Below are 23,955 nucleotides of genomic sequence, written 5' to 3'. Positions count from 1 at the left end.
CTGACACCTACCCAGCTTCGCATCAGGATTAACAAAAGCTAACAGCCAAGGCTCAGCAAATCTCAACGCCAGCCCTTTACACTTCTGCTGTAGCTGCTGTTCGTAGGCGTCAGGATCCGTTAGGTTGGGTTGACACTTTTCCCAGTTTCTCGCGAAAAAGTGTCAAGTTTGAGGGGCTGGGGGGTTTACAGTTTTTCGTCGTCCAGCAGGCAGAGTGACATTAAACCAGTTTTGTTCCAGTCATCCAGCGTATCGGGGTGCATTGTGGCAACGTAGGCCAGCTCAGAACGGAGGAAACGTAAAGCGCCTGCCACACGGTCTTTGCCATAAAAGCTGTGGGTTTCTTCATCCAGTCGAAACAAAATGAGTAATTGCTCATCAGGTTCGTGTTGAATATCAAAACCCAGCTCAGTGGCTGCAGCCTCAACCCTCTGGCCACCTTCCACACCATCAGAAAGTTCGCCACCATCATGCCCCCATACCCATACAGCCGCCTGTGCCCAGGTCATTTCAGTCCGGTGAACGCCGGCGGCTGCGACAGCATTTCGTCTGGCCAGTGATGCGTCAACATCAACTTTATCACCAGACAGTACGATACTGCCCCGGGCAGCCCAGGAGTACACCGTCTGCCGGCTTACGCCCATGTGTCTGGCATAAGCAGATTTGCTTAATAACATCGCTGATTACTCTCCGTTAACCTGTTCCCGGTGACAAAAAAGCCGCCATTCAGGCGGCCTGTGTCTCACTCGGTTGTTTCCCCTGTCGCTGGCTGATTTTCATCATTGACCCAACATACTCATCCAGTTTTGTCAGGCTGGTCATTCTTGGTAAAACGAGGTTTGGATCGTCGTGGGTTCCAAACACCAGGTTGGCATACCAGGTCCGGACTGCGGTTATCTGAGAAATATCTTTAATGACTGCCGCAATCAGCTCTGCCACCGAACTGATTACCTCAGTGTTGTCTGTTGATATCCGGGAAAATGCCAGCCTTTTAAGTTGCTCTGCCGTCAGTCCTGAACAAATGGGATGAGCACGAAGCAAAGCATCAGCCAGGTCCGGGTGCTTACCATTGTGCATAGCCATCAGCATTTTTTCCTGGCTGACCCGGTCCATGCGGACAAATGCCTGGCGCATTTCACTGTCACGCATAAAGCCCTGAACATCATCCCCGGAAAGGGGCTTTACCGGTTCCAGCTGGTTATGCAGGTAGTCCATAATATTGGCGGCCTGTTCATTTACTTCAACCACACCTTTAGAAAATGCCCTGAGTGTGTCCGGGTTCCTGGCTTCCCCCGCCCGGCGGGTTTTAGCCTGTTCATTCAGGTCGGGATCGTTACGTATGGCGTCCAGCAAATCAGCTTCTGCCTCTGCCTGCTGTGCCGTTACCCGAAGCCCTGTCAGGGCACTGACCATGCCACGGTACAGTGCTGCCATCTTCATGGCTGGCGCATTGACCATGCCGGCATAGCCTGCCAGCTGGATGCTGTGTTGACCAATCTTAATTTCGTAGCTCACTGCCCGGCCTCCATTTTAGACAATCCGGCATCAAATACTTTTCGCGCAACATCATGGATTGATGGCGCAATACCAAATCCCGACTTCTGGCGCTCCTGCTCCTGAATGACTTTCAGAGCCTCAATCTGCATCCCGTTCAACAGAACGGGTTTTACATTAGCTTTCTTCACAGTGCCTCCATGTTCAGGTCAGTTACAGACATTCAAATATCGCAATAACCAACATTATTATTGCGATTTATGAAACGATGATAATCAAACTGGCGGGATGTACAACAGTCAGTGAGTCAGCGTGTTTTAAGGAATTTGCTTTCAGGGTGTTCATGGTATTCATAATCAAAATAAATCACCTTAAAAACAAATATTTAGACTATGAACACCGGTCTACATACGGGGGTTTTAAGTGTTCATGGTGTTCATATTTTTGTTTATTGAACAACCATCCGGTGACAGCCCGCGATGAACACTATGAATACCCTATGAACACCTTTAGCAAAGGTATTCATAGTTTATCCAGTTGATTTACAGTTACTTTTTAAGGTTTATGAACACTATGAACACCTTTAGTCCTGTTTATCCGAACTGTCATTTCTTTTGACCGGCCAGGGGATGTACCGGCGGCAGCCAGTCCTCTGCACTTTCGGAAAGCTCGACGTTCGTCACCACGCCCCGTGTCTTTCTCTCCTTGCGGTACTCGTGATTAAACTCCCGCATGGCGCTTACCATTCCTTCGGCAAATTTATTCAGCGTCAGTGGTCTGTCGAACCCGTAGGCCTCCAGGAATGCAAGATAGGAGTGATAGATGTAAACGCGCGGATAGAAAGGCGGGTTACGGTTACCCACCAGCATACCCACGCAGTCGTTCAGCATATTAAGATGGGCACAGAAGGCGTACAGCGGATCCGTTTTCTGTTTAATCTCCAGTGCTTCCTCGCTGTTCCTCTGTTCAAGCAGCAGTGCCCGCGCTTTTTCCGGGTCAGAAAAGTTCGCCAGCAGCCGGCGGACAATCACCGGAATTTCAGCCGATATTTTACCAGCCAGGTCCGGATCCTTGTCTTCCTCACTGACACGCCGGTTAAACTGGAAAATCACCCGGCGCCGGGAAACACCGCCGGCACGTTCAGTGAAAATCATCGGGGTGTTGTTCGTGGCCACAACAACCGTCTTCAGCACTGCGGTGTACTGGTGTTCATGCTTCGGGTCGATTTCCACGGCATCCCCGCCGGTAATCGCTTTTATGCCCGTCCCTTCCCCTGAATATTTGGGCTGGTCAGGCAGCGTAATCATACTCTTGCCGACGAACTGCGCCCGTCCCCGGGCGCTGTCGAGTGATGCCATATTTCCGCTGGCGGTATTGTGTGCGCCGGCCAGCATTGTGGCGATATGTGTAAAAACGCTTTTCCCGCTGCCACCTTCCCCGGTTATTTCAAGAAACAACTGCCAGTCGTACCGGTTCGCCAGCACCATAAAGAGCGCAGCAGCAATACGCTGCATCTTAAGTGCGTCTCTGTCTGATGTGTAACTTAGCCATTTATGGAAGTTAGGCGCGTGGTCACGCAGATTTTCGCCCAGCACTGCCGGCGTATAGGTCACGCCATTATGGTTAGTCAGCCAGTTATCCTGGCGGTGTTCTGAGAACATCCCGCTTTCCATATCGTAAACACCGTTGGCAAAGGGGATTAAACTGCGCCGTGGCTCCCCCATTATGGGGATCACGATTTTCAGGGCATCAATGACATTATTAATTGCACGTTTGCTGAAATTAGTCTTATTTTCGTTATAAATAGCCACCATTTCGCGACTGAGTTCAAGTAGTGATGTTTTTTCCCATATGCCACCACGGTAGGCATAAACACCCTCACTGTCCTCATGAATGGCAATACCGGCAAAGCGTTCAGCCAGAATGAGCGCCTTTTCATTATCAGCCAAATCCCGCAGGTTCACCCCGACACCGGGCCGGTCAATAACCATACTGTTACCCGCTTCTGCCTCTGCTTTCAGGCGGGGCAGTTGCCCTGTCCAGTCTTCCAGTAATTCATACCCTTCGGAGTACAGTTGAGCACGTTCCACACCAGCAAGAGCCAGTCTGGTGGCAATCATGGTTATCTGTCTTTCAGTCAGCTGGCCACCACGACATACGCGAACATAACGACGCCCTTCATCAACAATCCGGATATTTTCCAACTCAGCAAGTTGCTTTTTATCAAGAACGACCGGGGGAACGGTATCGCCTATTGGGTTCATTTCCTCCCACGCTTTCGCAAACGTCCAGGCATCGGCCCCGGCAAAAATAATGGCCTCTTCCATAAGGTCAGCCGGTAGTTTTTTTACGTTTGGTGCATTTTTCATTTTTTGCCACCCCGCTCCCTGATAATTTCACGTATAACCCTGATTCTTTCTGTTCCTGTTACCTGCATTACCCGTTCGATATCTTTTCCCCCGGGTAATGGTGCAGAAGATAAAAACGTAAATTCCCGGGCCATTCTTTCGGGCGTACAAAAACACGGTGAGCTGTATCCCTCACGGCAATACGTCACCATGCTGGACTGATAACTTTCGATAATTACGGTTTTACCCTGGCGGTCTTTCCATTTATCACCCGGCCTGATTTCAGGGTGAGCGCGGCCACCAGCAGCAAAGCCGGGATTTTTCATCGTCATATTTTTACCTCACGCTGTCGGCGGGATTACCTGATAACCAATCTTGCTCAGAAAGCGGGCGGCACTCTCCACGGTGAAAACAATTTCGTCTTCCATGAGGGGGCGCATCGACTGCAGTCCGTTCGACGTATCCACCAGATAGCGGCCACCAGCCGGAAAACTGAAAACGTTTTTACCGTCTGCCCGGCGCACCAGATCATAGACAGGGTTCATTCGTTACCCTCCCGTAACCGAAGTGCAGTGAATTCAGTCAGCTCATTTTCTGCCTGGTCAATTGATTCCGGCACACCAGTAAGAAGTGTTTGCACGGATGCAATCAACTGTCTGGTTTCATTATCATTTCGCTGTACCTCAAGCCAGATACCCAGTACAGCCAGAGCCTGTCTGACACGGCATTCTGCATCCATTAAGGCAATCTTCATGCCTGTCCCTCCGCATCCAGTAACGTCGCGTCGATAATCACCAGGATTTTATCCAGCCAGCAGTACAGCTCTTCATACTGTTCTTTATCCAGCACCGGCAGTAAGTCAGTCATAACGTGTGTCAGACCATGCCGTACGCGGTTTAATCGCTCAGATGTACGTTCAGAAAGCGTAAACGTAGCCGGATAAGGCTGTTTACGGGTTAACAGGGCAACAGCTTCTTGCTCACCTGGGTGGCGATATAAGAGATCAACAGTCACACTGATACCTCCATGGCCAGCCGGGATTGAATAGCGGAGGCTTTACTGCCTAACTGGAGATAAGTTCGGGTGATTGCCGGGTTGCTGTGTCCCAGCATTTCAGAGGCGACGAGTAAGCCCTGTTCGCCGCCGGCAGACATGAGATTAAAGGCGGCAATTTTGCGGCTGGAGTAAGCACTGAGACGCAGACGCGTATTTACTACGCGTGTGAACCACACCATTACGTTGTGCAGTTTCTTCCAGACAGTCTGCCGGGTTACGCTACCTTCCAGACGGGCACAACGGTTACTTTCAATCTGGCTGCGACTGAATACCAAATCATCATCAATCAGATTACGTTCAAGGCGTTCCTGCAGTCTTTTGATAATGCCTGGCGGTAACTGTTTGGTGTCATGTTTAACTTCCGCCCTGGCCACCAGCTCAAACACTATCGCCTGTTCCTCGTCGGTCATGCCAGCGGCGAGTTCGTCACAGCTCACGCTGTCCCAGTGCATATACGCGATGTGGTCACCGGCCATTCTGGCTGCGTCCTTACGCTGCTGGCGAACCATTTCGATCCCTTTTCGGGTCGCCCTGGCTTCTGCAGCCTTGGTCTGTTTGGCCACGATAATTGTGGCGGTACCCGTTTCCCAGTTAATGCAGGAGTATCGGAAATTGCATACATCGCTGGTACGCCAGCCAGTAACGGTCGAGATATCCCACCAGAGCAACACCCACTCTGGTTGGGTCTGCTGGATACGTTCGCGCAGTTTGCGCTGTTCTTCCCGTTCGTAAACGGGGGTCATGGTGCGGGTACCTTTAGTGGTAGTGGCTTTTACTACGTTGCCGCGCAACTCACGGGCTTTTGCTGTCAGGGTCTGGAGGTTAAACATGCTGTACCTCCTTAAGACGAAAACGACACGCCAGAATACAGACACATCCTGCAGGCGTTTTTTCGCGTGCTTCATGTTCGGTGAAAGCAGTAACGTTGACGATCTGATTTGTGAATTCACCCAGGGTGAGAAAACGCCATGTAAATTCAGGGCGTGTTTGGGTAGACTTAGTGCAAGCCATAATGTTAGTACCTCTAACGTTGTGGTCAGACGCCCTGAAAGTGTTCCCGCACTTCGGGGCGTTGTTTTTTTTAACTTCTGTGTGTAATGTGTCATCACACATAAACACATTACATCGGGTGTAATTAACGTGTCAACACACAAAAACGAGAGACGTGGTAATCCGCCATTCCAATTTCGGCTTGATCCAGAGCTTCGAGAGATGATGGAACGAGCGCAACAGCAAGATGGTGATGAATCTCTAGCCGCATGGCTTAAGAGAATTGTTCGCAAGGAACTCCAGCAGCGTGGGATCGAGCCAAGGGGCTGATTAGACACGCTTTCTGCCGGGTAAAAATCCCGGCTTCTTCCCGCCTTTTTATTCATCGCCATTTTCCTTCAATAGCTCGGGCTGATACTTACGCCATAGCTGGCTCTCCTCCCGCTCAAGAGCCTCTTTTACTCCTTTACACTGCTGCAACTTATACCCGCGTTTGCTGGCCTCCTGCTGATAAGCTGCCATACGCTGGCTAAAGTCGTTCAGGAACACGAACGGCACACCATAAGAGCCAGTTTTGCGGATTGAGGGGATCACCTCGCGAAATACCCAATTACTGAAATGGTGCGCAAAGGTGCCGGGAGTAGTCGCCTTGCGACTACGTGAGATCAGTTTGTAGAACCCTGATTCACATACAGTTCGCATAGTCTGCTTTCCGCCAGGGGTGGGTATTAAACACTCCCCCTTTTCATCATCATCCAGACGCCGCAAAGCAACCTTGTGATCAGCTATTTCCAGAGCTGCGCATACATCTGCAGCTATAAACCATGGCTCGCCCAGGATCTTAACAATACGTACTTTTGCATCCTCAAATTTAATAACCGAAATATCATCGCTGCTGTTTTCAGGGTAAGCAAAACCCTGCCCGGCGTGGGCATTTTTAATAGTCATAATTAGTTTTCCCGGGCTAAGTTACAGTTGAGGTTTTGTGGAAATTAACGCATCACGTTCTTCGATACGCTGGCTTATCCATTCGTCAACTTCGCTTTCGACAAAGGCGATAGCTCGAGAACCAATCTTGACCGATTTAGGGAAGCGATTGTCTTTAAGAAGACGATAAATCCAAGCCTTGCTGTAACCAGTACGTTTTTGTACTTCAGCTAATCTGATTAAAGAGTGGGACATCTTTACCTCGTAACGTCTATTGTGGTGTACGAGATAAATTCAACCAGATATCAGATTACCTGTGTGGAAGTGGGTACGATTTTAATTGGAAGTGACAACTGCGTGAATTGATCGGTTTTACAGGTTTTTTAGAACCTGTAAAATGAGGTTTGGAAGTGCGCCGTTAGTTTTGGAAGTCTTTACTTCGAGATTTTGGAAGCATGAAGCTCTAGTGCTTCATCTATCAACATTATCAGTGCCTTACTGGTTACGTCGATACCGTCTCCATGGTCATTAATCAGTTTCGTCGCAGTCCTTGCCACCTCAGATTTATTTAATTTACCACCACGTAGATATTTCCCCTGGCTTTTCTCGAGAGCAATTGCCATTCCGGCTATCAGTTTCAGTGCTGTATCCTTGCCAGCAAAGTTGCCCCATTGGGTAGGTTCGTGTAAATCTTCATTGAGCGACTCGGAATCTAAATCCGTGGAGTGACTATCAATCATCCTTAAACCGCTATCGATTTCGTTAGCAACCCAAGTCCAGATATCCTTTGCGAGGAAGGTTGCATTAACAATCGGGGTATCGAGAGTTATAGATTCAATATCTACTTTTAATCTGACGACCTCAGGAAGACCATATTTATAATCGGCTAATTTGAAAGCTTGAAGTGGCTTTATTTCCTTTAGCTGAATGGCTTGTATGATAGTTTCCTTGTAAATAGATGCCTGTTCATGTCCTATATAATTCCCTTCTACTGCTTTTTGGACGCTATCAACCTTTTCAGATATTCCAGCCATAACTAAGGCTGCCTGATCTAAAGATACAATTCGCAAGCGTCCAATATGGACCGGTAAATTGAACATTACGTCACCTCACGCCCTCTTTTATTTGAGCGGCTATGCCAGTCCGCAGAGGTGTACGGATTTTCGGGGATCAACCTAGACATAGCCTGTTCTTTGTTCGTCTACCGAAGTCTACTACTGTCAATTAGCACTGTCTATACATACAGTTAAGCGCTTTTCCCAAACGTTCCATGCACTACATTTTCGCCGTTTTCCAACGCCTCCATATAGTCGGCATACCATTGAAGCATTTCACGGCGGCTGTCTATGTATTGAGCGTGGTTGTACGTACCTCGAATAGAGTTTTTGTCGACGTGTGCCAGCTGCGTTTCTATCCATGCGGTGTTGTAGCCCTGTTCGTGCAGGATGGTACTCATGGTGTGCCTGAAACCGTGCCCGGTGACTTTTCCGTCATAGCCAATCCGCTTAAAGACTTGGTTGATGCTGGCTTCACTCATTGTTTTTCGCGGATCGTTACGGCCAGGGAACATAAGCGGGTAATTGCCTGTTAGCTCTTGGAGCTGGCCAATAAGCGTAAGAGCTTGCCTGGACAACGGCACCACATGAGGGCGACGCATTTTCATGCGTGAGGCTGGTATTTCCCAGACCGCCTTATTGGTATTGATTTCATCCCAAAATGCCCCGCGGAGTTCGCCAGTACGCAAGCCAGTGATAATCAGCAGACGAGCGGCCAAAACTACTAACGCGCTTCCTGTATATCCTGACAACGCCTTGAAAAAATCAGGCAATTCTTTCGGTGTGAGGAAAGGATAATGATTGGACTCATGCCCTTGCATCGCGCTGGTTAGATCCGGGGCGGGATTATAATCAGCACGGCCGGTGACTATTGCGTAACGGAAAACTTCCCCGCAGCGCTGCCTAACTTTTTTTGCCTTTTCTGTAGCGCCGCGCCCTTCAATGCGCCGCAGCACATTCAACAGTTCAAGCGGCTTGATTTCGGCTATTGGTTTTTTGCCAATGTAAGGGAACACATCTTTGTTGAAAGCTTCCAGGATGTCTGAAGCATACCCAGCAGACCATTTTTTTAGTTTGCTGCTGTGCCACTCATGGGCAATATCTTTGAAGGTATTGTTTAACTGAGTTTCACGGGCAATCTTCTCTTCCCGTTTCGCTTCCATAGGATCGATACCCCCAGCGATACCCCTTTTGGCTTCTACACGTTTTGCCCGAGCATCGGCCAATGTGACTTCAGGATACACACCCAGCGCTAACAGCTTCTCTTTGCCGGCTACACGATACTTGAGCCGCCAGTATTTGCCGCCATTAGGTTTAATCAGGAGATACAAACCACCACCATCAGCCAGCTTGTAAGGCTTATCTTTAGGTTTGGCGGCGTCCACCTGCCTGGCGTTTAGTTTCACTGGGGGTACCTCCTCTAGACCGAACAGCATATACCCCCATAAGTACCCCCAAACGATCGTAGATTTCAGGGAACTTTAGTAGACGTAGAAATACTAAAAGGGGCTGTAAATCGCAGATTATAAGGGGTTTCAGTGAACTTTAGTAGACTTAGGGAGACGTTGAAATGGTGCCGATAATAGGAGTCGAACCTACGACCTTCGCATTACGAATGCGCTGCTCTACCAACTGAGCTATATCGGCACTGCTGGATGTGGTTACGAGCGTAACTCACGGGCTGCAAGGTTAAAACTAACCGGGGGATGCGTCAATAACTCTGTGAATCAAACGGCTATTTTTGCATCACCCCGGCTATATCACGCACGAATTGTATCGTCGCCGTAACCAATCCATTTATAGGTGGTTAGTGCTTCCAGGCCCATCGGGCCACGGGCATGCAGTTTCTGTGTACTCACAGCCACTTCCGCGCCCAGGCCAAACTGGCCGCCATCGGTAAAGCGCGTAGAGGCATTCACATATACCGCAGAGGAATCCACTTCATTAACGAAACGGTCGGCATTGCGCAGTGTGCGCGTCAGAATCGCGTCGGAATGCTGTGTGCCATGCGTACGGATATGGTCGATGGCATCGTACAGGCCGCTTACCAGCTTCACATTCAAGTCCAGCGACAGGAATTCGTTGTCGTATTCTTCCGCCTTGACAGGTACAACAGCGGCCGGGCCGGATGACAAGGCAGCCAGTGCAGCAGCATCGGCATGCAGCGTTACACCACGCTGTGCCATTACGTTACTGAGTTCTGGCAGGAAACGGCCTGCAATTGCCGTGTGCACCAGCAGCGTTTCAACCGTATTGCAGGTGCTGGGGCGTTGTGTTTTGGCGTTAACAATTACGTTCAGGGCCGGGGTAATATCGGCAGACTCATCGACAAAAATATGGCAGACGCCAATTCCGCCGGTGATCACCGGAATAGTCGATTGCTCGCGGCACAACTTATGTAAGCCAGCGCCGCCGCGTGGGATCAGCATGTCGATATACTGATCCATGCGCAGCATTTCATTGACCAGGGCACGATCCGGGCTCTCAATGGCCTGCACAGCACCTGCAGGTAACCCACAGGCTTCAAGTGCAGACTGAATAACCCGCACAGTTGCGGCGTTGGTGCGCCAGGTTTCTTTCCCGCCACGCAGGATAACGGCATTGCCGGTTTTCAGGCACAGAGAAGCAACGTCCACAGTCACATTGGGGCGGGCTTCATAGATAACGCCCACCACACCCAGCGGCACACGGCGGCGCTCGATGCGCAGGCCGCTGTCCAGCATTCCGCCATCAATCACCTGCCCCACCGGGTCTGCCAGGCGGCACACCTGGCGGACATCATTGGCAATACCGCTTAACCGCGCCGGGTTGAGTTGCAGGCGGTCCAGCATGGCTTCGCTCAGGCCGTTGTTACGTGCTTCAACCAAGTCTTGCTCGTTGGCGGCAAGAATGGTTGCAGACTGCGCTTCCAGATTGTCGGCAATCATTTCCAGTGCAGCATTTTTTTCCTGGGCAGATAACTGCGCCAGGCGGTAAGACGCGGCTTTAGCCGCTTTACCCATATCTTCCAGCATCCGGCGTTCCTTATTTGACTATCATATCGTCGCGGTGAACGGCGACAGGACCATACTCATAACCAAGGATGGCGTCGATTTGTTGTGAGTGGTGGCCAGCAATACGGCGCAGGGCATCACTGTTGTAGCGGGTAACGCCATGGGCCACATCGCGCCCGTCCAGGCTGCGAATGCGAATGACTTCACCACGAGAGAAATTCCCGGTCACCTCTTTAATGCCTTTCGGCAAAAGCGAGCTGCCACGGGCTTCCAGCGCGTTGAGTGCGCCATCATCAATGGTCACTTCACCCGCCGGGGGCGCACCGAAAATCCAGCGTTTGCGGTTTTCCAGCGGCGTATCTAAAGGATGGAAACGGGTACCAACAGAGATACCTTCCATTACATCGCTGATAACCCCTGGTTTACTGCCTGCGGCGATAACCACTTCAACACCTGCGCGCCCGGCGACATCGGCCGCCTGCAGTTTGGTGCTCATGCCACCGGTGCCAAGGCCAGACACGCTGTCACCGGCAATAGCCCGCAGTGTGTCATCAATGCCATGCACTTCTTTGATCAGTTCGGCTGTGGGGTTATTGCGTGGGTCGGCGGTGAACAAACCTTGCTGGTCTGTCAGCAGCAGTAATTTGTCAGCACCAGCAAGAATCGCGGCTAGTGCTGATAAATTGTCGTTATCACCCACTTTTATTTCCGATGTAACAACGGCGTCGTTTTCGTTGATAACCGGGACGATGCGGTTATCCAGCAAGGCACGCAGTGTGTCACGCGCATTAAGAAAACGCTCACGGTCTTCCATATCGGCGCGGGTCAACAGCATCTGCCCGACATGAATGCCATAAATAGAAAACAGCTGTTCCCACAGTTGAATAAGCCGGCTTTGGCCCACGGCCGCCAGCAATTGTTTGGACGCAATGGTCGCGGGTAATTCGGGATAACCCAGGTGTTCACGCCCTGCCGCAATAGCGCCAGAGGTTACAATCACAATGCGGTGACCGGCACTGTGTAACTGCGCACACTGGCGCACTAATTCGACAATATGGGCTCGGTTCAGGCGGCGGGAGCCGCCAGTTAATACACTGGTTCCCAGTTTAACCACCAGTGTCTGGCTATTACTCATGGTGTTCTGCCGTTTCAACAAATAAAAAGAAAAACTGATGACGTTGTAACAGGACTGGCGAGCCTTGCCAACAGGCAGCAGGGAAAACAACGGAAAAAGAGCAAAATGAGGGAAAATACCGGGCAATGTTTACATGTTAATGACAGTAAAAATAAATGACAAAATTTTAGATTTTTCCTGAAAATGTCATAAATCTTTCATCGCCAGACGTTAAAAAACTCCCTGTTTTCTCCGGGCTCTTATTGCCCGCGATTGTCGCGCGTTAAAAAACAAAACAGGAAAGACCAATGAAAAAGAGCACTTTGGCATTAATGATGATGGGCGTTATGACAGCTTCCGCTTCACACGCAGCTGAAGTTTACAACAAAGATGGTAATAAACTGGATTTGTACGGCAAAGTGAAAGCTGAACACTACTTCAGTGACGATTCAAGTAAAGATGGCGATCAAACCTACGTGCGTCTGGGCTTTAAAGGCGAAACCCAGATTAACGACGAGCTGACGGGTTATGGCCGTTGGGAAGAACAGTTTGCCGGTAACCAACCAGAAAGCACTTCCAGCCAGAAAACGCGTCTGGCGTTTGCCGGGTTAAAATTCGCTCAGTATGGTTCACTGGACTATGGCCGTAACCTGGGTGCGCTGTACGATGTAGAAGCCTGGACCGATATGTTCCCGGAATTCGGCGGTGATTCCTCCGCGAAAAGCGATAACTTTATGACTCAGCGCTCCAGCGGCCTGGCAACTTATCGCAATAACGATTTCTTTGGCATGGTTGATGGCCTGGATTTAACCCTGCAGTACCAGGGTAAAAACGAACGCGACACAGTAAGTAAAGCAAATGGTGATGGTTTTGGCTCTGCCCTGACTTATGCCATTGGTGATACCGGCCTGAGCGTTGGTGGTGCATATACTGTTTCTAACCGTACCCTGTTGCAGAAAGAGCAAGTGCTGGGTACTGGCGATAAAGCAGAAGCCTGGGCGACTGGCCTGAAATATGATGCCAACAATGTTTACCTGGCCGTGATGTACTCCGAAACCCGTAATATGACGCCAATCAGCGGCACATCATCCACCTTTACTGGTGCAGCAAACAAAACGCAAAACTTTGAAGCTGTTGCGCAATACCAGTTTGATTTCGGCCTGCGTCCTTCTATTGGTTATGTTTCCCAGAAAGGGAAAGATATTGAAGGGATTGGCGACCAGGACCTGGTTAACTACGTCGATGTGGGTGCCACTTACTACTTCAATAAAAACATGTCTGCGTTTGTTGATTACAAAATCAACCAGATTGATAAAGACGCAAAAACTACAGCCCTTAAAATCAGCACCGACGATATCGTGGCTGTGGGGATGACTTACCAGTTCTGATTGAATTAAAACAGCCCGCCAGAGACATGGCGGGCAGCAATACCACTGCTTCCCCCCAATAGCGCCCTGCTTGCTACTGGGGGTTTTTTATAGCGTTGTTCAGGCAGAAAGCCGGACTGGCTTTTCGTCGAAGTCTTCGGCGGGGAGCAGCTTGATATTGAAGGAATCCAGCAGTTTGGTGAGGTTGCCATGGAAAGTACGCAGCGTTTTCTCAATTTCCTCGTTCGCGTTTTTATCTTTAACGGGAGACGGGTTCCAAACACCTTCCTTATCAAACAGGCCAAATTGATAGGTATAGGCAAAGTGTGTATCAAGCGCTTCTACTTGCATCCACCAGCCCCAGAATTCACGTTTCTCGGGAGCTGGCTTCACGTTAACGCACACTGCCAGGCAATCAAAAAAGAAACGGCTCTCGTCACACTGTTCTTCACGCAAATACGGGCCAAGGGCAGCAAATTTTTTTAGCAACCGGCCCCGTGGGTGTCCACCTGGTAACGTCATTTTGGTCTCCTTTAGTCGTTCAAATGTTTTACCAAATAAACAGAATTTATCAATCCTTTAACCCAGGCGTTTGCTGATCCAGTCGACAATATCATTCAAGGCTCTATCAAAGTTGCGATAAACCGGGTTAAAAGGTACCGCCAGCAACTTACCATCGGAAGATGACGAAGCGATTAACCGCGAATCTTCTTCTGGGCTGAAAGGGTCGTTATCCCAGTAACCAGAGAGCATTGGTGTGGGGCAACGACGGCCGAGCAAACCCTGCGTTTTGAGCGAATAGCGATTTAACTCCGTGCTTAAAATGGCATTGGAGGCATTCATCATGCCCAGGCGGCTGGCTAACACATCGATATACATATCGGGAATATTACGCTGGCGCTGTGGATCACTGAGCAGGCTGTGTACAACTGGCCCCAGGCAAGCCACGGCTTTCAGACGCGGGCTTTCCAGATAGGCCAGGCGCACAGCCACATTCGCGCCAAAACGGAAACCAAAAGCAGCAACACGGGTGTGATCAACCCAGGGAATATTGGTGAGGTGCTGTAAGACATGCTGATGAAGTTGGCTGGAATCCTGGTTCAGTTTCCATTTGGATGAGTACCCAATTGAGGGCATATCAATTGTCAGCATCGCGATACCGCGCGGAGCGAAGTAACGGGAAAACAGTTGATAGTAATCGCTTTGCAGGGCATCCAGCCCGCCGCACATCAAAATCGTCGGCCAGGGGCCTTCACCTTCGGGCATATGCAAAAAGCCGGTTATCGCGCTACCACCTGGAATGCGGAATTCAAGCTGGCGTAATTCTCCATGCAAGCGCAGTGTGGCCTCTTCGTAGGCCCGGTTAGCCAGGGTTTGGGCTTGTTCGGCTAACTCATCGCCTTTCAAGTGAGGGTAAGCCGCAATGCTGTACAGGTTTGCTGCTTTAAGCCAGCATTTCCCTGATTGTGCATTATTCTCTTCCTGAGTTGCCTGCTGTTGCCAGGACATCGCCTGGCGGGACCATTCGTAAATCCAGTTCCCACTTCGGTAACCAATGACGGTATCCATCCAGTCATCCCGCGTGCGCTCAGCATCACAGGCGGCGATACGTGCCTGTACTTCAATGATTTCTCGTGGGTCCACTCCACGCCAAATCCACATCAGGCGGTTTATCATCCGGTACCAGTGAGGCACCGTTGACCCATCCAGAGTGGACTCAACCATGAGTGGTTTATCATTACGAGGGCGTTGCACCAGAGTGGATGTTTCTGGGTGCTTAAAACGGGGTTTGAATAAAGAAACGCTGAGATTTTCCTCTGACATAATGACGGCCTCCATGAACAGGTCATGGTGCTTATTGTATCTTGTCAGGCGCTAAAAAAAACAAACGCCCGGCAAATGGGCGTGTGTTTTTTTATTCAGCTGATGTTAATGAATTAACGGCCAGCTAACGGCGGTACGAAGACAACGCCCATATCCCACGGCTGTTCAATCCAGGTATTCTGGGGAATATCGATTTCGTAATCGTCCACCAGCGGTTTGCCCGCAGGTTTGGCAAAAATGGTAACAAAATGTGCTTTCGGGTACATTTCGCGAATTGCAACCGCAGTGCCACCGGTATCAACCAGGTCGTCGATAACGATAAAGCCTTCGCCATCGCCTTCTGCGCGTTTCAGTACTTTCATTTCACGCTGGTTGTCATGGTCATAGCTGGAGATGCACACGGTATCAACATGGCGAATGCCCAGTTCACGTGCCAGCAGCGCGCCAGGCACCAGGCCTCCGCGGCTCACAGCAATAATGCCTTTCCACTGCTCTGCTGGCAGCAGGCGGCTTGCCAGTTTACGTGCGTGAATCTGCAGCATGTCCCAGGTGACAACGTATTTTTCGCTCATGTGAATGTCCCGGCCAGTAAAAACGGCTTAAAAAGTGTTCAGGGGAAAATTGGGTTGCGCGAGATTATAGAGATCTGGCGCACTAAAAACCAGTGTTGCGCAATGCTCCGCAGTTTTTTGTGCCCAGAAACGCCCCCACCCAGATAATATAATGGTATTCTCACGCCAACGTGCAAGTATCGGTTACCTACAAGTTACCGGTTCTTTTTATTTGCTAAATCCGGGCTGCCAGCACTCACTGGCAACCTGCTGTCAAGGAGACTCGCCGTGTCTGAACTGTCCCAGTTATCTCCCCAACCTTTGTGGGATATTTTCGCGAAAATTTGTTCTATCCCCCACCCGTCTTATCATGAAGAACAGTTAGCTGAACACATCCTGTCCTGGGCAAAAGACAAAGGCCTGCATGCAGAGCGTGATCAGGTTGGGAATATTTTATTGCGTAAACCTGCCACTAAAGGCATGGAGAACCGTAAGCCTGTCGCACTGCAGGCTCACCTGGATATGGTGCCGCAGAAAAACAACGACACTGTGCATGATTTTACTAAAGACCCAATTCAGCCGTGGATTGATGGCGAATGGGTAAAAGCCCGTGGCACCACTCTGGGCGCAGATAACGGCATTGGTATGGCTTCAGCGCTGGCTGTTCTGGCTGACGACAGCGTTGAGCACGGCCCGCTGGAAGTGCTGTTGACCATGACAGAAGAAGCCGGTATGGATGGCGCTTTTGGTTTGCAATCTGGCTGGTTGCAGGCTGATATTCTGATCAACACAGATTCCGAAGAAGAAGGCGAGATTTATATGGGCTGCGCCGGTGGGATTGATTTTATCACCACGCTGCCATTAAGCCGTGAAGCTATTCCTGCTGGCTACCAGGCGTTTAATCTGGTGCTTAAAGGCCTGAAAGGCGGCCACTCCGGTGGTGAGATCCACGTGGGTTTAGGTAACGCAAACAAATTGCTGGCGCGCTTCCTGAGCGATAACGCACGTTCTCTGGGCCTGCGCCTGGTAGAATTCAGTGGCGGCACGCTGCGTAACGCTATCCCCCGTGAAGCATTTTCTGTCGTTGCTGTTGCAGAAGGCCAGGTTGCTGCACTCAAACAACAGGTTGAGTCTTACCTTGCCACCCTGAAAAATGAGCTGGCGGCTGTTGAGAAAAACATCACAGTTCTGCTTGAGCCGGTTACCACCACTCAGACCGCTCTAACCCGTGAAAGCCAGGACAAATTTATCGGCCTGCTGAATGCTACACCGAACGGTGTTATTCGCAATTCAGATGCCGTTAAAGGGGTGGTTGAAACGTCCCTGAATGTCGGTGTAGTAACAATGGAGCAAGATAAAGCAGAAATTATCTGCCTGATCCGTTCACTGATCGACAGCGGGAAAGATTACGTAGTCAGCATGCTGACTTCTCTTGGCGAGTTAGCTGGTGCCGATGTGGTCGCCAAAGGCAGTTACCCGGGCTGGCAGCCAGATGCTAATTCACCTGTAATGCACCTGGTGCGGGAAACTTACCAGCGCCTGTTCGACAAAACACCAAATATCATGGTGATTCACGCAGGCCTGGAGTGCGGGTTGTTCAAAAAACCCTACCCGGACATGGACATGGTTTCTATTGGGCCAACAATTACCGGGCCACACTCACCCGATGAGCAAGTGCATATCGAAAGCGTGGGCCAGTACTGGATACTGTTGACCGAGCTGCTGAAATCAATTCCGGCTAAATAATCCTTCAACGCCCTGTTAATACAGGGCGTGCAGATTGATGAAAAAGAAGGAAAAAGCGTGGTTTTTCCTTCTTTTTAGTTAGCAGCCGAAAATCAATGAATTGATTTTCCAGTTTTTTTATTGGGTGACATCCTTTCATTCTGTGCAGACATGAGGTTCGTCATCAGACCCAACGCCCTGTTAATACAGGGCGTTTTTTTATGCTCCGTGGCTTTACCGGTATGGTGAACCAAGAGTTAATACCGTTACAGCCCCAGCACTAACTGGCGGTCCAGTTGTGGGTCCAGTAACGTGACGTGCAACCCCACCAGCCTTACTCCCCGCCCACCCCGGCGGCTTTCCCAGGTTTTACGCGCGGTATCCAGTAAGTCTGCTTTGTTAAGGCTCGGCCAGATATGTTCCTGGGTGGTTAACTGAAAATCGTCAAACTTCAGTTTGATGCCCTGACGAGCAATTCGCAGGTCGGGTTTCACTTTTGCCAGGCGGCGCTCCAGTTCAGGGTAAAGCTGTTCAATAATGTCCGCACAGGCCTGCCAGTCATGAATATCTTCTGCCAGCGTGCGCTCCACCCCCACTGATTTACGCTGCCTGTCGTTACTGATGGCGCGCTCATCAATACCGTGGCTGCGCTCCCACAACACCCGGCCAAACTTGCCAAAACGGCGTAGCAGTAGCGCAAGGTCACTCTGCTGAACGTCCGCGCAGGTGAGTAAGCCCATACTTTCCAGTTTCCCGGCAGTCACTTTACCCACACCGGGGATTTTCCCTAGTTTGAGGGTTGCGAGGAATTCAGGCACCTGCTGAGGGGTTATCACGTACTGCCCATTGGGTTTATTCAGGTCTGAGGCTATTTTTGCCAGAAATTTAACCGGTGCTACGCCAGCAGAAGCGGTTAGTTGAAGCTCATTAAAAATCGTTTGCCGGATTTCCTGAGCAATCAAGGTTGCCGACCCCTGGCAAAGGGCACTGTCCGTTACATCCAGATAGGCTTCATCTAATGATAGGGGCTCTATAAGGCGGGTATAACGAGAGAAAATCGACTGAATATGCCGGGACGCTTCTTTATAAGCCTCAAAACGGCCGGGTAGCAGTGTTAGTTGAGGGCACAGTTTCAGCGCGGTAGCCGTTGGCATGGCACTGCGAACACCGTATTTACGCGCAACGTAATTCGCGGTGCTGATAACGCCACGTCTTTCCCGGCTTCCCCCTATTGCCAGGGGAATATCGCACAGTGCCGGGTTATCGCGCATTTCGACGGCCGCAAAAAAGCAGTCCATATCGACATGTATTATTTTACGCATTCCCCCTCCAATTACTGTGTAAATATACAGCATAATTATCGGTTGTGAGAAGTGTAATAGTGATTTTCTTACCAGAATGGTGAGGAATAGTAAGTATGTGCTTACTTTTCAGTAATAAAGCGGCCAGGCGCAGGCCCACTTGGTTGTGGAAGATGCCCGTTGAATCAAAGAATGAGCATGTGTTTTGTCTTGTTGGTTGTGGCTGCCAACCCAAACCCAATCAATTAGCAGGCGGCTTCCCCGTTACAGAGGAGCAAAGCGAGGAATATAGATGGTTTAGCAGTAAGGCGCTAAGTGAAAGGTTCAAAGAGGGTTCAACAAACGGATTAAAGCCTGCAGGGTTTCCGTTCAGGTAAGGAGGGAAACAGTATAGAGGTGCCTGGCTCAGTATAATGGTGGATATAGGTTACTTACCTGCCCGGCTAAGCGCGAGCAGGTAAGTGAACACTTACATTTAGAGAATACGCGCTTTCTCGCGCTGTGCCGCACGGGCTTCTTCAGCCATACGCTTTTTGCGCGCATCACAAGGTGATGGGCAGTTACACACTTTTTCCAGCCCCAACGTCGTTATGCCACCGCAACTCCCCTGGATTGCCTTGCGCTTAAACAACCAGCCAAGAGACATTCCCAGAATAACCAGTAAAAAAATGGCAAATGTGGCTACAAAAACAGTGAGCACTTTTCTTCCCCTTATCAGCCGCCGAAATCATCCAGCATGATGTTTTCGTCTTCCACACCCAGGTCTTTCAGCATACGAATGACAGAGGCATTCATAACTGGCGGCCCGCACATATAAAACTCGCAGTCTTCAGGTGCTTCATGATCACGAAGATAGTTTTCATAAAGTACATTGTGGATAAAACCGGTGTATCCAGTCCAGTTGTCCTCCGGTAGCGGTTCAGACAATGCAACATGGAAGGTGAAATTGGGGTTTTCTCGTGCCAGTTGTTCAAACTCGTCCTGGTAAAACATTTCACGCATGGAGCGAGCACCATACCAGAAGCTGATTTTACGCTTGCTACTCAGGCGTTTTAACTGGTCGAAAATATGAGAACGCATCGGTGCCATTCCCGCGCCACCACCAACAAATACCATTTCTGCATCGGTTTCTTTGGCGAAAAACTCCCCAAATGGCCCGGAAATCGTCACTTTATCGCCAGGCTTAAGAGACCAGATATATGAAGACATGATACCCGGTGGAACATCAGGTTTTGCTGGCGGTGGCGTGGCAATACGCACGTTCAGCATGATAATGCCTTTTTCATCCGGGTAGTTCGCCATGGAATAAGCGCGAATACAGGGTTCTTTCACTAAAGAGTGGTAACGGAATAAATTGAATTTATCCCAATCGCTACGGTATTTTTCTGGCACATCAAAATCGCTATACGCCACTTCATGTGGGTCACATTCAATTTGAATATAACCACCAGCTCGAAACGGCACATCTTCACCGTCAGGAATACGTAACTTCAGTTCTTTAATAAAAGTGGCTTTGTTATCGTTAGAGATAACTTCGCATTCCCATTTTTTGACCCCGAAAATTTCTTCCGGCAGCTCAATTTGCATATCTTGCTTAACTGCAACCTGGCAAGCCAGGCGGCAGCCTTCACGGGCTTCGCGTTTTGAAATATGGGAAAGCTCAGTAGGCAGTATATCTCCACCACCTTGTTTGATTTTTACCCGGCACTGACCACAAGAACCACCACCACCACAGGCAGATGAAACAAATATCCCCTGCCCGGATAACGTGTTGAGTAGTTTGTCGCCAGCTGCTGCGCGAAACTGTTTGTCGGCATCGCCATTTACTTCAATCAGGACATCACCAGAGTTGACCAACTTTGATTTTGCAAAAAGAATCAACAGCGCCAGCGCCAGGACAATCAGCGTAAACATCACTACGCCAAGAATAATTTCCATACATTTCCGCCCTTATAGCTGCACACCAGAGAAAGACATAAAGCCCAATGCCATTAACCCGGTGGTGATAAAGGTAATGCCCAGACCACGCAACCCTGCGGGTACATTGGCATACTTCATTTTTTCGCGAATACCCGCCAGAGCAACAATGGCCAGCATCCAGCCCACGCCTGAACCAATGCCATAAACAATGGATTCCCCAAAGTTGTAATCACGCTGCACCATAAACGAAACGCCACCGAAAATGGCGCAGTTCACCGTGATCAATGGCAGGAAGATCCCCAATGCGTTGTAGAGCGCCGGGAAAAAGCGATCCAGGATCATTTCCAGAATCTGAACCAGCGCTGCTATCACACCAATAAAGGTAATAAAGTTCAGAAAGCTGAGATCCACACCACTCACCAGCGCGCCATCACGCAGGATCAAGTTGTAGACCAGATTATTCACCGGAACAGCAATCCCCAACACCACCGTAACGGCAATGCCCAGCCCAAACGCGGTGGAGACTTTTTTGGATACAGCCAGGAAGGTGCACATGCCAAGGAAGAAGGCTAACGCCATGTTCTCCACAAACACTGCGCGGACAAACAAGCTAATATAGTGAGCCATTGGCGATTACTCCTTTTCCTGCTGAGCGGGTTTGAGAGTACGAATCCCCCAAATCAGCAGGCCAATGATGAAAAACGCACTGGGTGCGAGCAAAAACATACCATTTGGTTGGTACCAGCCACCGTTTTGTACGGTTTCCAGTACGGTGACACCAAACAGTTTCCCGCTGCCAATCAGTTCACGTAAAAAGCCAACGATAATCAGAATGACGCCATAACCCAGGCCATTACCAATACCGTCCATAAAGCTTGCCAATGGCGGAGATTTCATTGCATAAGCTTCAGCACGCCCCATCACAATACAGTTCGTGATAATCAGGCCAACGAATACCGACAACTGTTTGGAAATTTCGTAAGCAAAAGCCCTAAGCAACTGATCCACAACAATTACCAGCGATGCGATAATGGCCATCTGCACGATAATACGCACACTGTTAGGAATATGATGACGGATCAAGGAGATAAACAGACTGGAAAACGCAGTAACTAACGTTACGGCCAGCGTCATCACAAACGCTGTTTCCAGCTTGGTTGTCACGGCAAGCGCAGAGCAAACCCCAAGAATTTGCAGTGCAATTGGGTTGTTATCCACTAACGGAGAAACAACTACCCGTTTAATTTCTTTCAAACCAGCAGTATCAGCCATTGTTTAGCCCCTCCTCCTGGACACGTTTCAGGAATGGCCCAAAACCTAATTTACCTAACCAAAAATCGAAGGTGTGTTGTACACCATTTGAGGTTAACGTTGCGCCTGAAAGGGCATCCACACCGTGCTTATCACCTTGCGGTGCACCACCTTTCACTACGCGAATGGCTGGTTTACCATTGTCATCAAACAGTGTTTTACCCACCCACTTTTGCCGCCAGCTCGGGTTTTCAACTTCTCCCCCCAGCCCTGGGGTTTCCCCTTGGTCATAATAGGTAATGCCTTTGACGGTACGGCCGTCGATATCCAGTGCAACAAAGGCGTACATCATTGACCACAAGCCATTGCCATACACGGGCAACACTAATTCTTGAATGTGGTTGTCTTCGCCTTTTACCAGGTAAATTTCAACCAAATTACTACGACGCTTAATGCCCGCAGGGTCTTGTGAAGCACTCAACGCAATGCTCTGGTCGGAAGAGCGCAATGCTGCCGCCTGGTCAAATGACGCAGGATCTTTATTTGTTAACTGGCCACTTTGTAAATCTAGCAACCGTGGTTCAATGCGTGAGCTGTAAATTTGCTTCACAGCTTCACTGCTCATTCCCGGCTGTAACAGACCAGCGACATCAAGAATATTACGTTGTTTGTCCAGCAACCTCTGCTCTTGCTGGCGCGGTTTTAGCCCTACAGCAGAACCTGCCACCACAACGGAACAGGCCAGACAAAGTAGCAGTACAACCAGCAATGTCTTGCCAATGCTATCGTTACCTTTTTTCTCAGCCACGAGATTTCCTCCGTTTGATGTTAGCCTGCACCACCAGGTAGTCGAACAATGGCGCGAAGAGGTTAGCAAACAGAATTGCCAGCATCATCCCTTCTGGGTAAGCCGGGTTTACTACCCTTATCAAGACGCACATGACGCCAATTAGCAGGCCATAACTCCATTTGGCTTTGTCAGTAAAAGAGGCTGAAACGGGATCGGTTGCCATGAACATCATGCCAAAAGCAAAACCACCCAGAACCAAATGCCAGTACCACGGCATCGCGAACATAGGGTTTGTGGCAGAGCCAATCAGGTTGAATAAGGTTGCGGTCGCTATCATCCCGATAAGGACGCCAGCCACGATGCGCCAGGATGCTACACGACCAAACATGATGATAGCCCCGCCAATGATTATCATCAGCGTAGAGACTTCACCAATGGAGCCTGGGATGTTACCGAGAAAAGCATCCAGCCAGGTAACGGGCTGGCCTGTGGTGACATTAACCAGTGCCTGCCCACCGTGGCTTGCCCACTGTGAAAGCGGTGTGGCACCAGAAAAGCCATCTGCAGCCGTCCAGACCAGGTCGCCTGATATTTGTGCTGGGTATGCAAAGAAAAGAAATGCACGCCCGGCCAGTGCGGGGTTGAGGAAGTTACGCCCGGTGCCGCCAAAAATCTCCTTGGCGATCACCACACCAAACGAAATCCCCAAAGCTGCCTGCCACAAAGGCAAAGTGGGCGGGACAATCAGCGCAAACAGAATCGAGGTAACGAAGAAACCTTCATTCACTTCATGCTTGCGAATAATGGCAAACAGCACTTCCCAGAAACCGCCGACAACAAAAACAGTCAGGTAGATGGGAACAAAGAAAACCGCCCCCAGTAACATCATGCTTAACCAGCCGGCATCAGGGGCAAAACTCACTCCCAGCCATTGAGCAACGGTGTAATGCCAGTCACTGGCGATAACCTGTTGCAATTGTTCAGGGGAATAGAGTTTATTAAGCGCAGGAATGGTCTGCTGCCCAACGTTATACATTCCCCAAAACATGGCAGGAAATACAGAAAACCAGACCAGAATCATCATACGTTTCAGGTCAATGGCATCGCGAATATGAGATGCACCTTTGGTTACTGTGCCCGGCGTGTAAAACACCGTTGCCGTAGCTTCGAACAGGGGATAGTACTTCTCCAGTTTGCCGCCTTTCGTAAAATGCGGCTCAATCTTTTCAAATAACTGTTTTAAGCCCAT

General features: G+C 49.8%; 29 protein-coding genes and 1 tRNA gene. 3 read left to right on the top strand and 27 right to left on the bottom strand.

All coding sequences use genetic code 11. The features are described from left to right. Positions 1-185: 185 nt before the first annotated feature. The 10 genes from LC084_RS00295 to LC084_RS00250 all read right to left on the bottom strand — a co-directional run bounded on the left by LC084_RS00295 (position 186) and on the right by LC084_RS00250 (position 5,909). Entirely contained in the window at positions 186-677 is a 492-nt protein-coding gene (locus LC084_RS00295) for a DNA-binding protein (RefSeq protein WP_226568400.1), read from the bottom strand. A gap of 49 nt (positions 678-726) precedes the next feature. Further along, the gene (locus tag LC084_RS00290; RefSeq protein WP_226568399.1) at positions 727-1,515 is read right to left on the bottom strand and encodes a hypothetical protein; all 789 of its coding nucleotides are present in this window, start codon (positions 1,513-1,515) and stop codon (positions 727-729) included. Further along, positions 1,512-1,685, bottom strand: coding sequence for a hypothetical protein (locus LC084_RS00285; protein WP_226568398.1), 174 nt, complete (start codon positions 1,683-1,685; stop codon positions 1,512-1,514). Before LC084_RS00285 ends, LC084_RS00290 begins: the two co-directional genes overlap by 4 nt. 414 nt (positions 1,686-2,099) lie before the next feature. Continuing rightward, positions 2,100-3,863 carry a DNA primase family protein gene (locus LC084_RS00280; RefSeq protein WP_226568397.1) on the bottom strand — a complete coding sequence of 588 codons (1,764 nt, stop codon included), beginning with the start codon at positions 3,861-3,863 and terminating at the stop codon, positions 2,100-2,102. Continuing rightward, on the bottom strand, positions 3,860-4,174 hold the full coding sequence (locus LC084_RS00275; protein ID WP_226568395.1) for a DUF4222 domain-containing protein: 315 nt from the start codon (positions 4,172-4,174) through the stop codon (positions 3,860-3,862). Before LC084_RS00275 ends, LC084_RS00280 begins: the two co-directional genes overlap by 4 nt. A gap of 9 nt (positions 4,175-4,183) precedes the next feature. Continuing rightward, complete coding sequence (locus LC084_RS00270) at positions 4,184-4,387, bottom strand: hypothetical protein (RefSeq protein ID WP_226568393.1); 204 nt, start codon at positions 4,385-4,387, stop codon at positions 4,184-4,186. Further along, entirely contained in the window at positions 4,384-4,596 is a 213-nt protein-coding gene (locus LC084_RS00265) for a hypothetical protein (protein WP_226568392.1), read from the bottom strand. Before LC084_RS00265 ends, LC084_RS00270 begins: the two co-directional genes overlap by 4 nt. Next, the gene (locus LC084_RS00260) at positions 4,593-4,856 is read right to left on the bottom strand and encodes a nicotinic acetylcholine receptor subunit beta (RefSeq protein WP_226568390.1); all 264 of its coding nucleotides are present in this window, start codon (positions 4,854-4,856) and stop codon (positions 4,593-4,595) included. Before LC084_RS00260 ends, LC084_RS00265 begins: the two co-directional genes overlap by 4 nt. Beyond that, positions 4,853-5,728: a site-specific integrase gene (locus tag LC084_RS00255; protein WP_226568388.1), complete on the bottom strand. Its 876-nt coding sequence runs from the start codon at positions 5,726-5,728 to the stop codon at positions 4,853-4,855. Before LC084_RS00255 ends, LC084_RS00260 begins: the two co-directional genes overlap by 4 nt. After that, positions 5,721-5,909 (bottom strand): host cell division inhibitor Icd-like protein, encoded by a 189-nt coding sequence (locus tag LC084_RS00250; RefSeq protein ID WP_226568386.1) that lies wholly within the window; start codon positions 5,907-5,909, stop codon positions 5,721-5,723. Before LC084_RS00250 ends, LC084_RS00255 begins: the two co-directional genes overlap by 8 nt. A 129-nt stretch (positions 5,910-6,038) precedes the next feature. On the opposite strand from LC084_RS00250, the gene LC084_RS00245 reads away from it, so the two are divergent. Beyond that, positions 6,039-6,218 (top strand): hypothetical protein, encoded by a 180-nt coding sequence (locus tag LC084_RS00245; protein ID WP_226568384.1) that lies wholly within the window; start codon positions 6,039-6,041, stop codon positions 6,216-6,218. A gap of 48 nt (positions 6,219-6,266) precedes the next feature. Here the strand turns inward: LC084_RS00245 and LC084_RS00240 are convergent, their stop codons facing one another. The 7 genes from LC084_RS00240 to proB form a co-directional block, all read right to left on the bottom strand. Continuing rightward, positions 6,267-6,836 (bottom strand): BRO-N domain-containing protein, encoded by a 570-nt coding sequence (locus LC084_RS00240; RefSeq protein ID WP_226568382.1) that lies wholly within the window; start codon positions 6,834-6,836, stop codon positions 6,267-6,269. A 21-nt stretch (positions 6,837-6,857) separates the two neighbouring features. Continuing rightward, the gene (locus LC084_RS00235; RefSeq protein WP_226568381.1) at positions 6,858-7,070 is read right to left on the bottom strand and encodes a helix-turn-helix transcriptional regulator; all 213 of its coding nucleotides are present in this window, start codon (positions 7,068-7,070) and stop codon (positions 6,858-6,860) included. Positions 7,071-7,249: 179 nt separating this feature from the next. After that, positions 7,250-7,915 carry a hypothetical protein gene (locus tag LC084_RS00230; protein WP_226568379.1) on the bottom strand — a complete coding sequence of 222 codons (666 nt, stop codon included), beginning with the start codon at positions 7,913-7,915 and terminating at the stop codon, positions 7,250-7,252. A 146-nt stretch (positions 7,916-8,061) separates the two neighbouring features. Next, positions 8,062-9,276 carry a tyrosine-type recombinase/integrase gene (locus tag LC084_RS00225; RefSeq protein ID WP_226568377.1) on the bottom strand — a complete coding sequence of 405 codons (1,215 nt, stop codon included), beginning with the start codon at positions 9,274-9,276 and terminating at the stop codon, positions 8,062-8,064. 165 nt (positions 9,277-9,441) lie between these two features. Continuing rightward, positions 9,442-9,517, bottom strand: a tRNA-Thr gene (locus LC084_RS00220). A gap of 113 nt (positions 9,518-9,630) precedes the next feature. Next, positions 9,631-10,884 carry a glutamate-5-semialdehyde dehydrogenase gene (gene proA, locus LC084_RS00215; protein WP_226568376.1) on the bottom strand — a complete coding sequence of 418 codons (1,254 nt, stop codon included), beginning with the start codon at positions 10,882-10,884 and terminating at the stop codon, positions 9,631-9,633. 10 nt (positions 10,885-10,894) lie between these two features. Beyond that, on the bottom strand, positions 10,895-11,998 hold the full coding sequence (proB, locus tag LC084_RS00210; protein ID WP_226568374.1) for a glutamate 5-kinase: 1,104 nt from the start codon (positions 11,996-11,998) through the stop codon (positions 10,895-10,897). 287 nt (positions 11,999-12,285) lie between these two features. Here proB and phoE point away from each other — a divergent pair, with 287 nt between their 5' ends. Then, positions 12,286-13,365 carry a phosphoporin PhoE gene (gene phoE / locus LC084_RS00205; protein WP_226568373.1) on the top strand — a complete coding sequence of 360 codons (1,080 nt, stop codon included), beginning with the start codon at positions 12,286-12,288 and terminating at the stop codon, positions 13,363-13,365. Between the two features lie 99 nt (positions 13,366-13,464). Here the strand turns inward: phoE and crl are convergent, their stop codons facing one another. The 3 genes from crl to gpt all read right to left on the bottom strand — a co-directional run bounded on the left by crl (position 13,465) and on the right by gpt (position 15,740). Then, positions 13,465-13,866, bottom strand: coding sequence for a sigma factor-binding protein Crl (gene crl / locus LC084_RS00200; RefSeq protein ID WP_226568372.1), 402 nt, complete (start codon positions 13,864-13,866; stop codon positions 13,465-13,467). 57 nt (positions 13,867-13,923) lie between these two features. After that, positions 13,924-15,168: an esterase FrsA gene (gene frsA, locus LC084_RS00195; protein ID WP_226568371.1), complete on the bottom strand. Its 1,245-nt coding sequence runs from the start codon at positions 15,166-15,168 to the stop codon at positions 13,924-13,926. A gap of 113 nt (positions 15,169-15,281) precedes the next feature. Next, positions 15,282-15,740 carry a xanthine phosphoribosyltransferase gene (gene gpt / locus LC084_RS00190; protein WP_064596430.1) on the bottom strand — a complete coding sequence of 153 codons (459 nt, stop codon included), beginning with the start codon at positions 15,738-15,740 and terminating at the stop codon, positions 15,282-15,284. 267 nt (positions 15,741-16,007) lie between these two features. Between gpt and pepD the strand changes: the two genes are divergently transcribed. After that, positions 16,008-17,465: a beta-Ala-His dipeptidase gene (pepD, locus tag LC084_RS00185; RefSeq protein ID WP_226568370.1), complete on the top strand. Its 1,458-nt coding sequence runs from the start codon at positions 16,008-16,010 to the stop codon at positions 17,463-17,465. Between the two features lie 245 nt (positions 17,466-17,710). On the opposite strand, the gene dinB is transcribed toward pepD, so the two are convergent. From dinB to LC084_RS00150, 7 genes are all read right to left on the bottom strand, one after another. After that, complete coding sequence (gene dinB / locus LC084_RS00180) at positions 17,711-18,766, bottom strand: DNA polymerase IV (RefSeq protein ID WP_226568369.1); 1,056 nt, start codon at positions 18,764-18,766, stop codon at positions 17,711-17,713. A gap of 454 nt (positions 18,767-19,220) precedes the next feature. Continuing rightward, positions 19,221-19,445, bottom strand: a complete 225-nt coding sequence (gene nqrM, locus LC084_RS00175; RefSeq protein ID WP_226568368.1) for a (Na+)-NQR maturation NqrM — start codon at positions 19,443-19,445, stop codon at positions 19,221-19,223. A 14-nt stretch (positions 19,446-19,459) separates the two neighbouring features. Next, positions 19,460-20,683, bottom strand: coding sequence for an NADH:ubiquinone reductase (Na(+)-transporting) subunit F (gene nqrF, locus LC084_RS00170; protein ID WP_226568367.1), 1,224 nt, complete (start codon positions 20,681-20,683; stop codon positions 19,460-19,462). A 12-nt stretch (positions 20,684-20,695) separates the two neighbouring features. Further along, positions 20,696-21,292 carry an NADH:ubiquinone reductase (Na(+)-transporting) subunit E gene (gene nqrE, locus LC084_RS00165; RefSeq protein ID WP_226568366.1) on the bottom strand — a complete coding sequence of 199 codons (597 nt, stop codon included), beginning with the start codon at positions 21,290-21,292 and terminating at the stop codon, positions 20,696-20,698. A 6-nt stretch (positions 21,293-21,298) separates the two neighbouring features. Then, positions 21,299-21,937 carry an NADH:ubiquinone reductase (Na(+)-transporting) subunit D gene (locus LC084_RS00160; RefSeq protein ID WP_226568364.1) on the bottom strand — a complete coding sequence of 213 codons (639 nt, stop codon included), beginning with the start codon at positions 21,935-21,937 and terminating at the stop codon, positions 21,299-21,301. Next, the gene (locus LC084_RS00155) at positions 21,930-22,724 is read right to left on the bottom strand and encodes a Na(+)-translocating NADH-quinone reductase subunit C (protein ID WP_226568362.1); all 795 of its coding nucleotides are present in this window, start codon (positions 22,722-22,724) and stop codon (positions 21,930-21,932) included. Before LC084_RS00155 ends, LC084_RS00160 begins: the two co-directional genes overlap by 8 nt. Next, the gene (locus LC084_RS00150; RefSeq protein WP_226568360.1) at positions 22,717-23,955 is read right to left on the bottom strand and encodes an NADH:ubiquinone reductase (Na(+)-transporting) subunit B; all 1,239 of its coding nucleotides are present in this window, start codon (positions 23,953-23,955) and stop codon (positions 22,717-22,719) included. The genes LC084_RS00155 and LC084_RS00150 overlap by 8 nt, the downstream gene beginning before the upstream one ends.

The organism is Mangrovibacter yixingensis (genome assembly GCF_020523985.1).
Taxonomy (GTDB): Bacteria; Pseudomonadota; Gammaproteobacteria; order Enterobacterales; family Enterobacteriaceae; genus Mangrovibacter; species Mangrovibacter yixingensis.
Note: the sequence above shows the minus strand (reverse complement) of the source record. Positions and strands in the feature narration are given on the sequence as shown.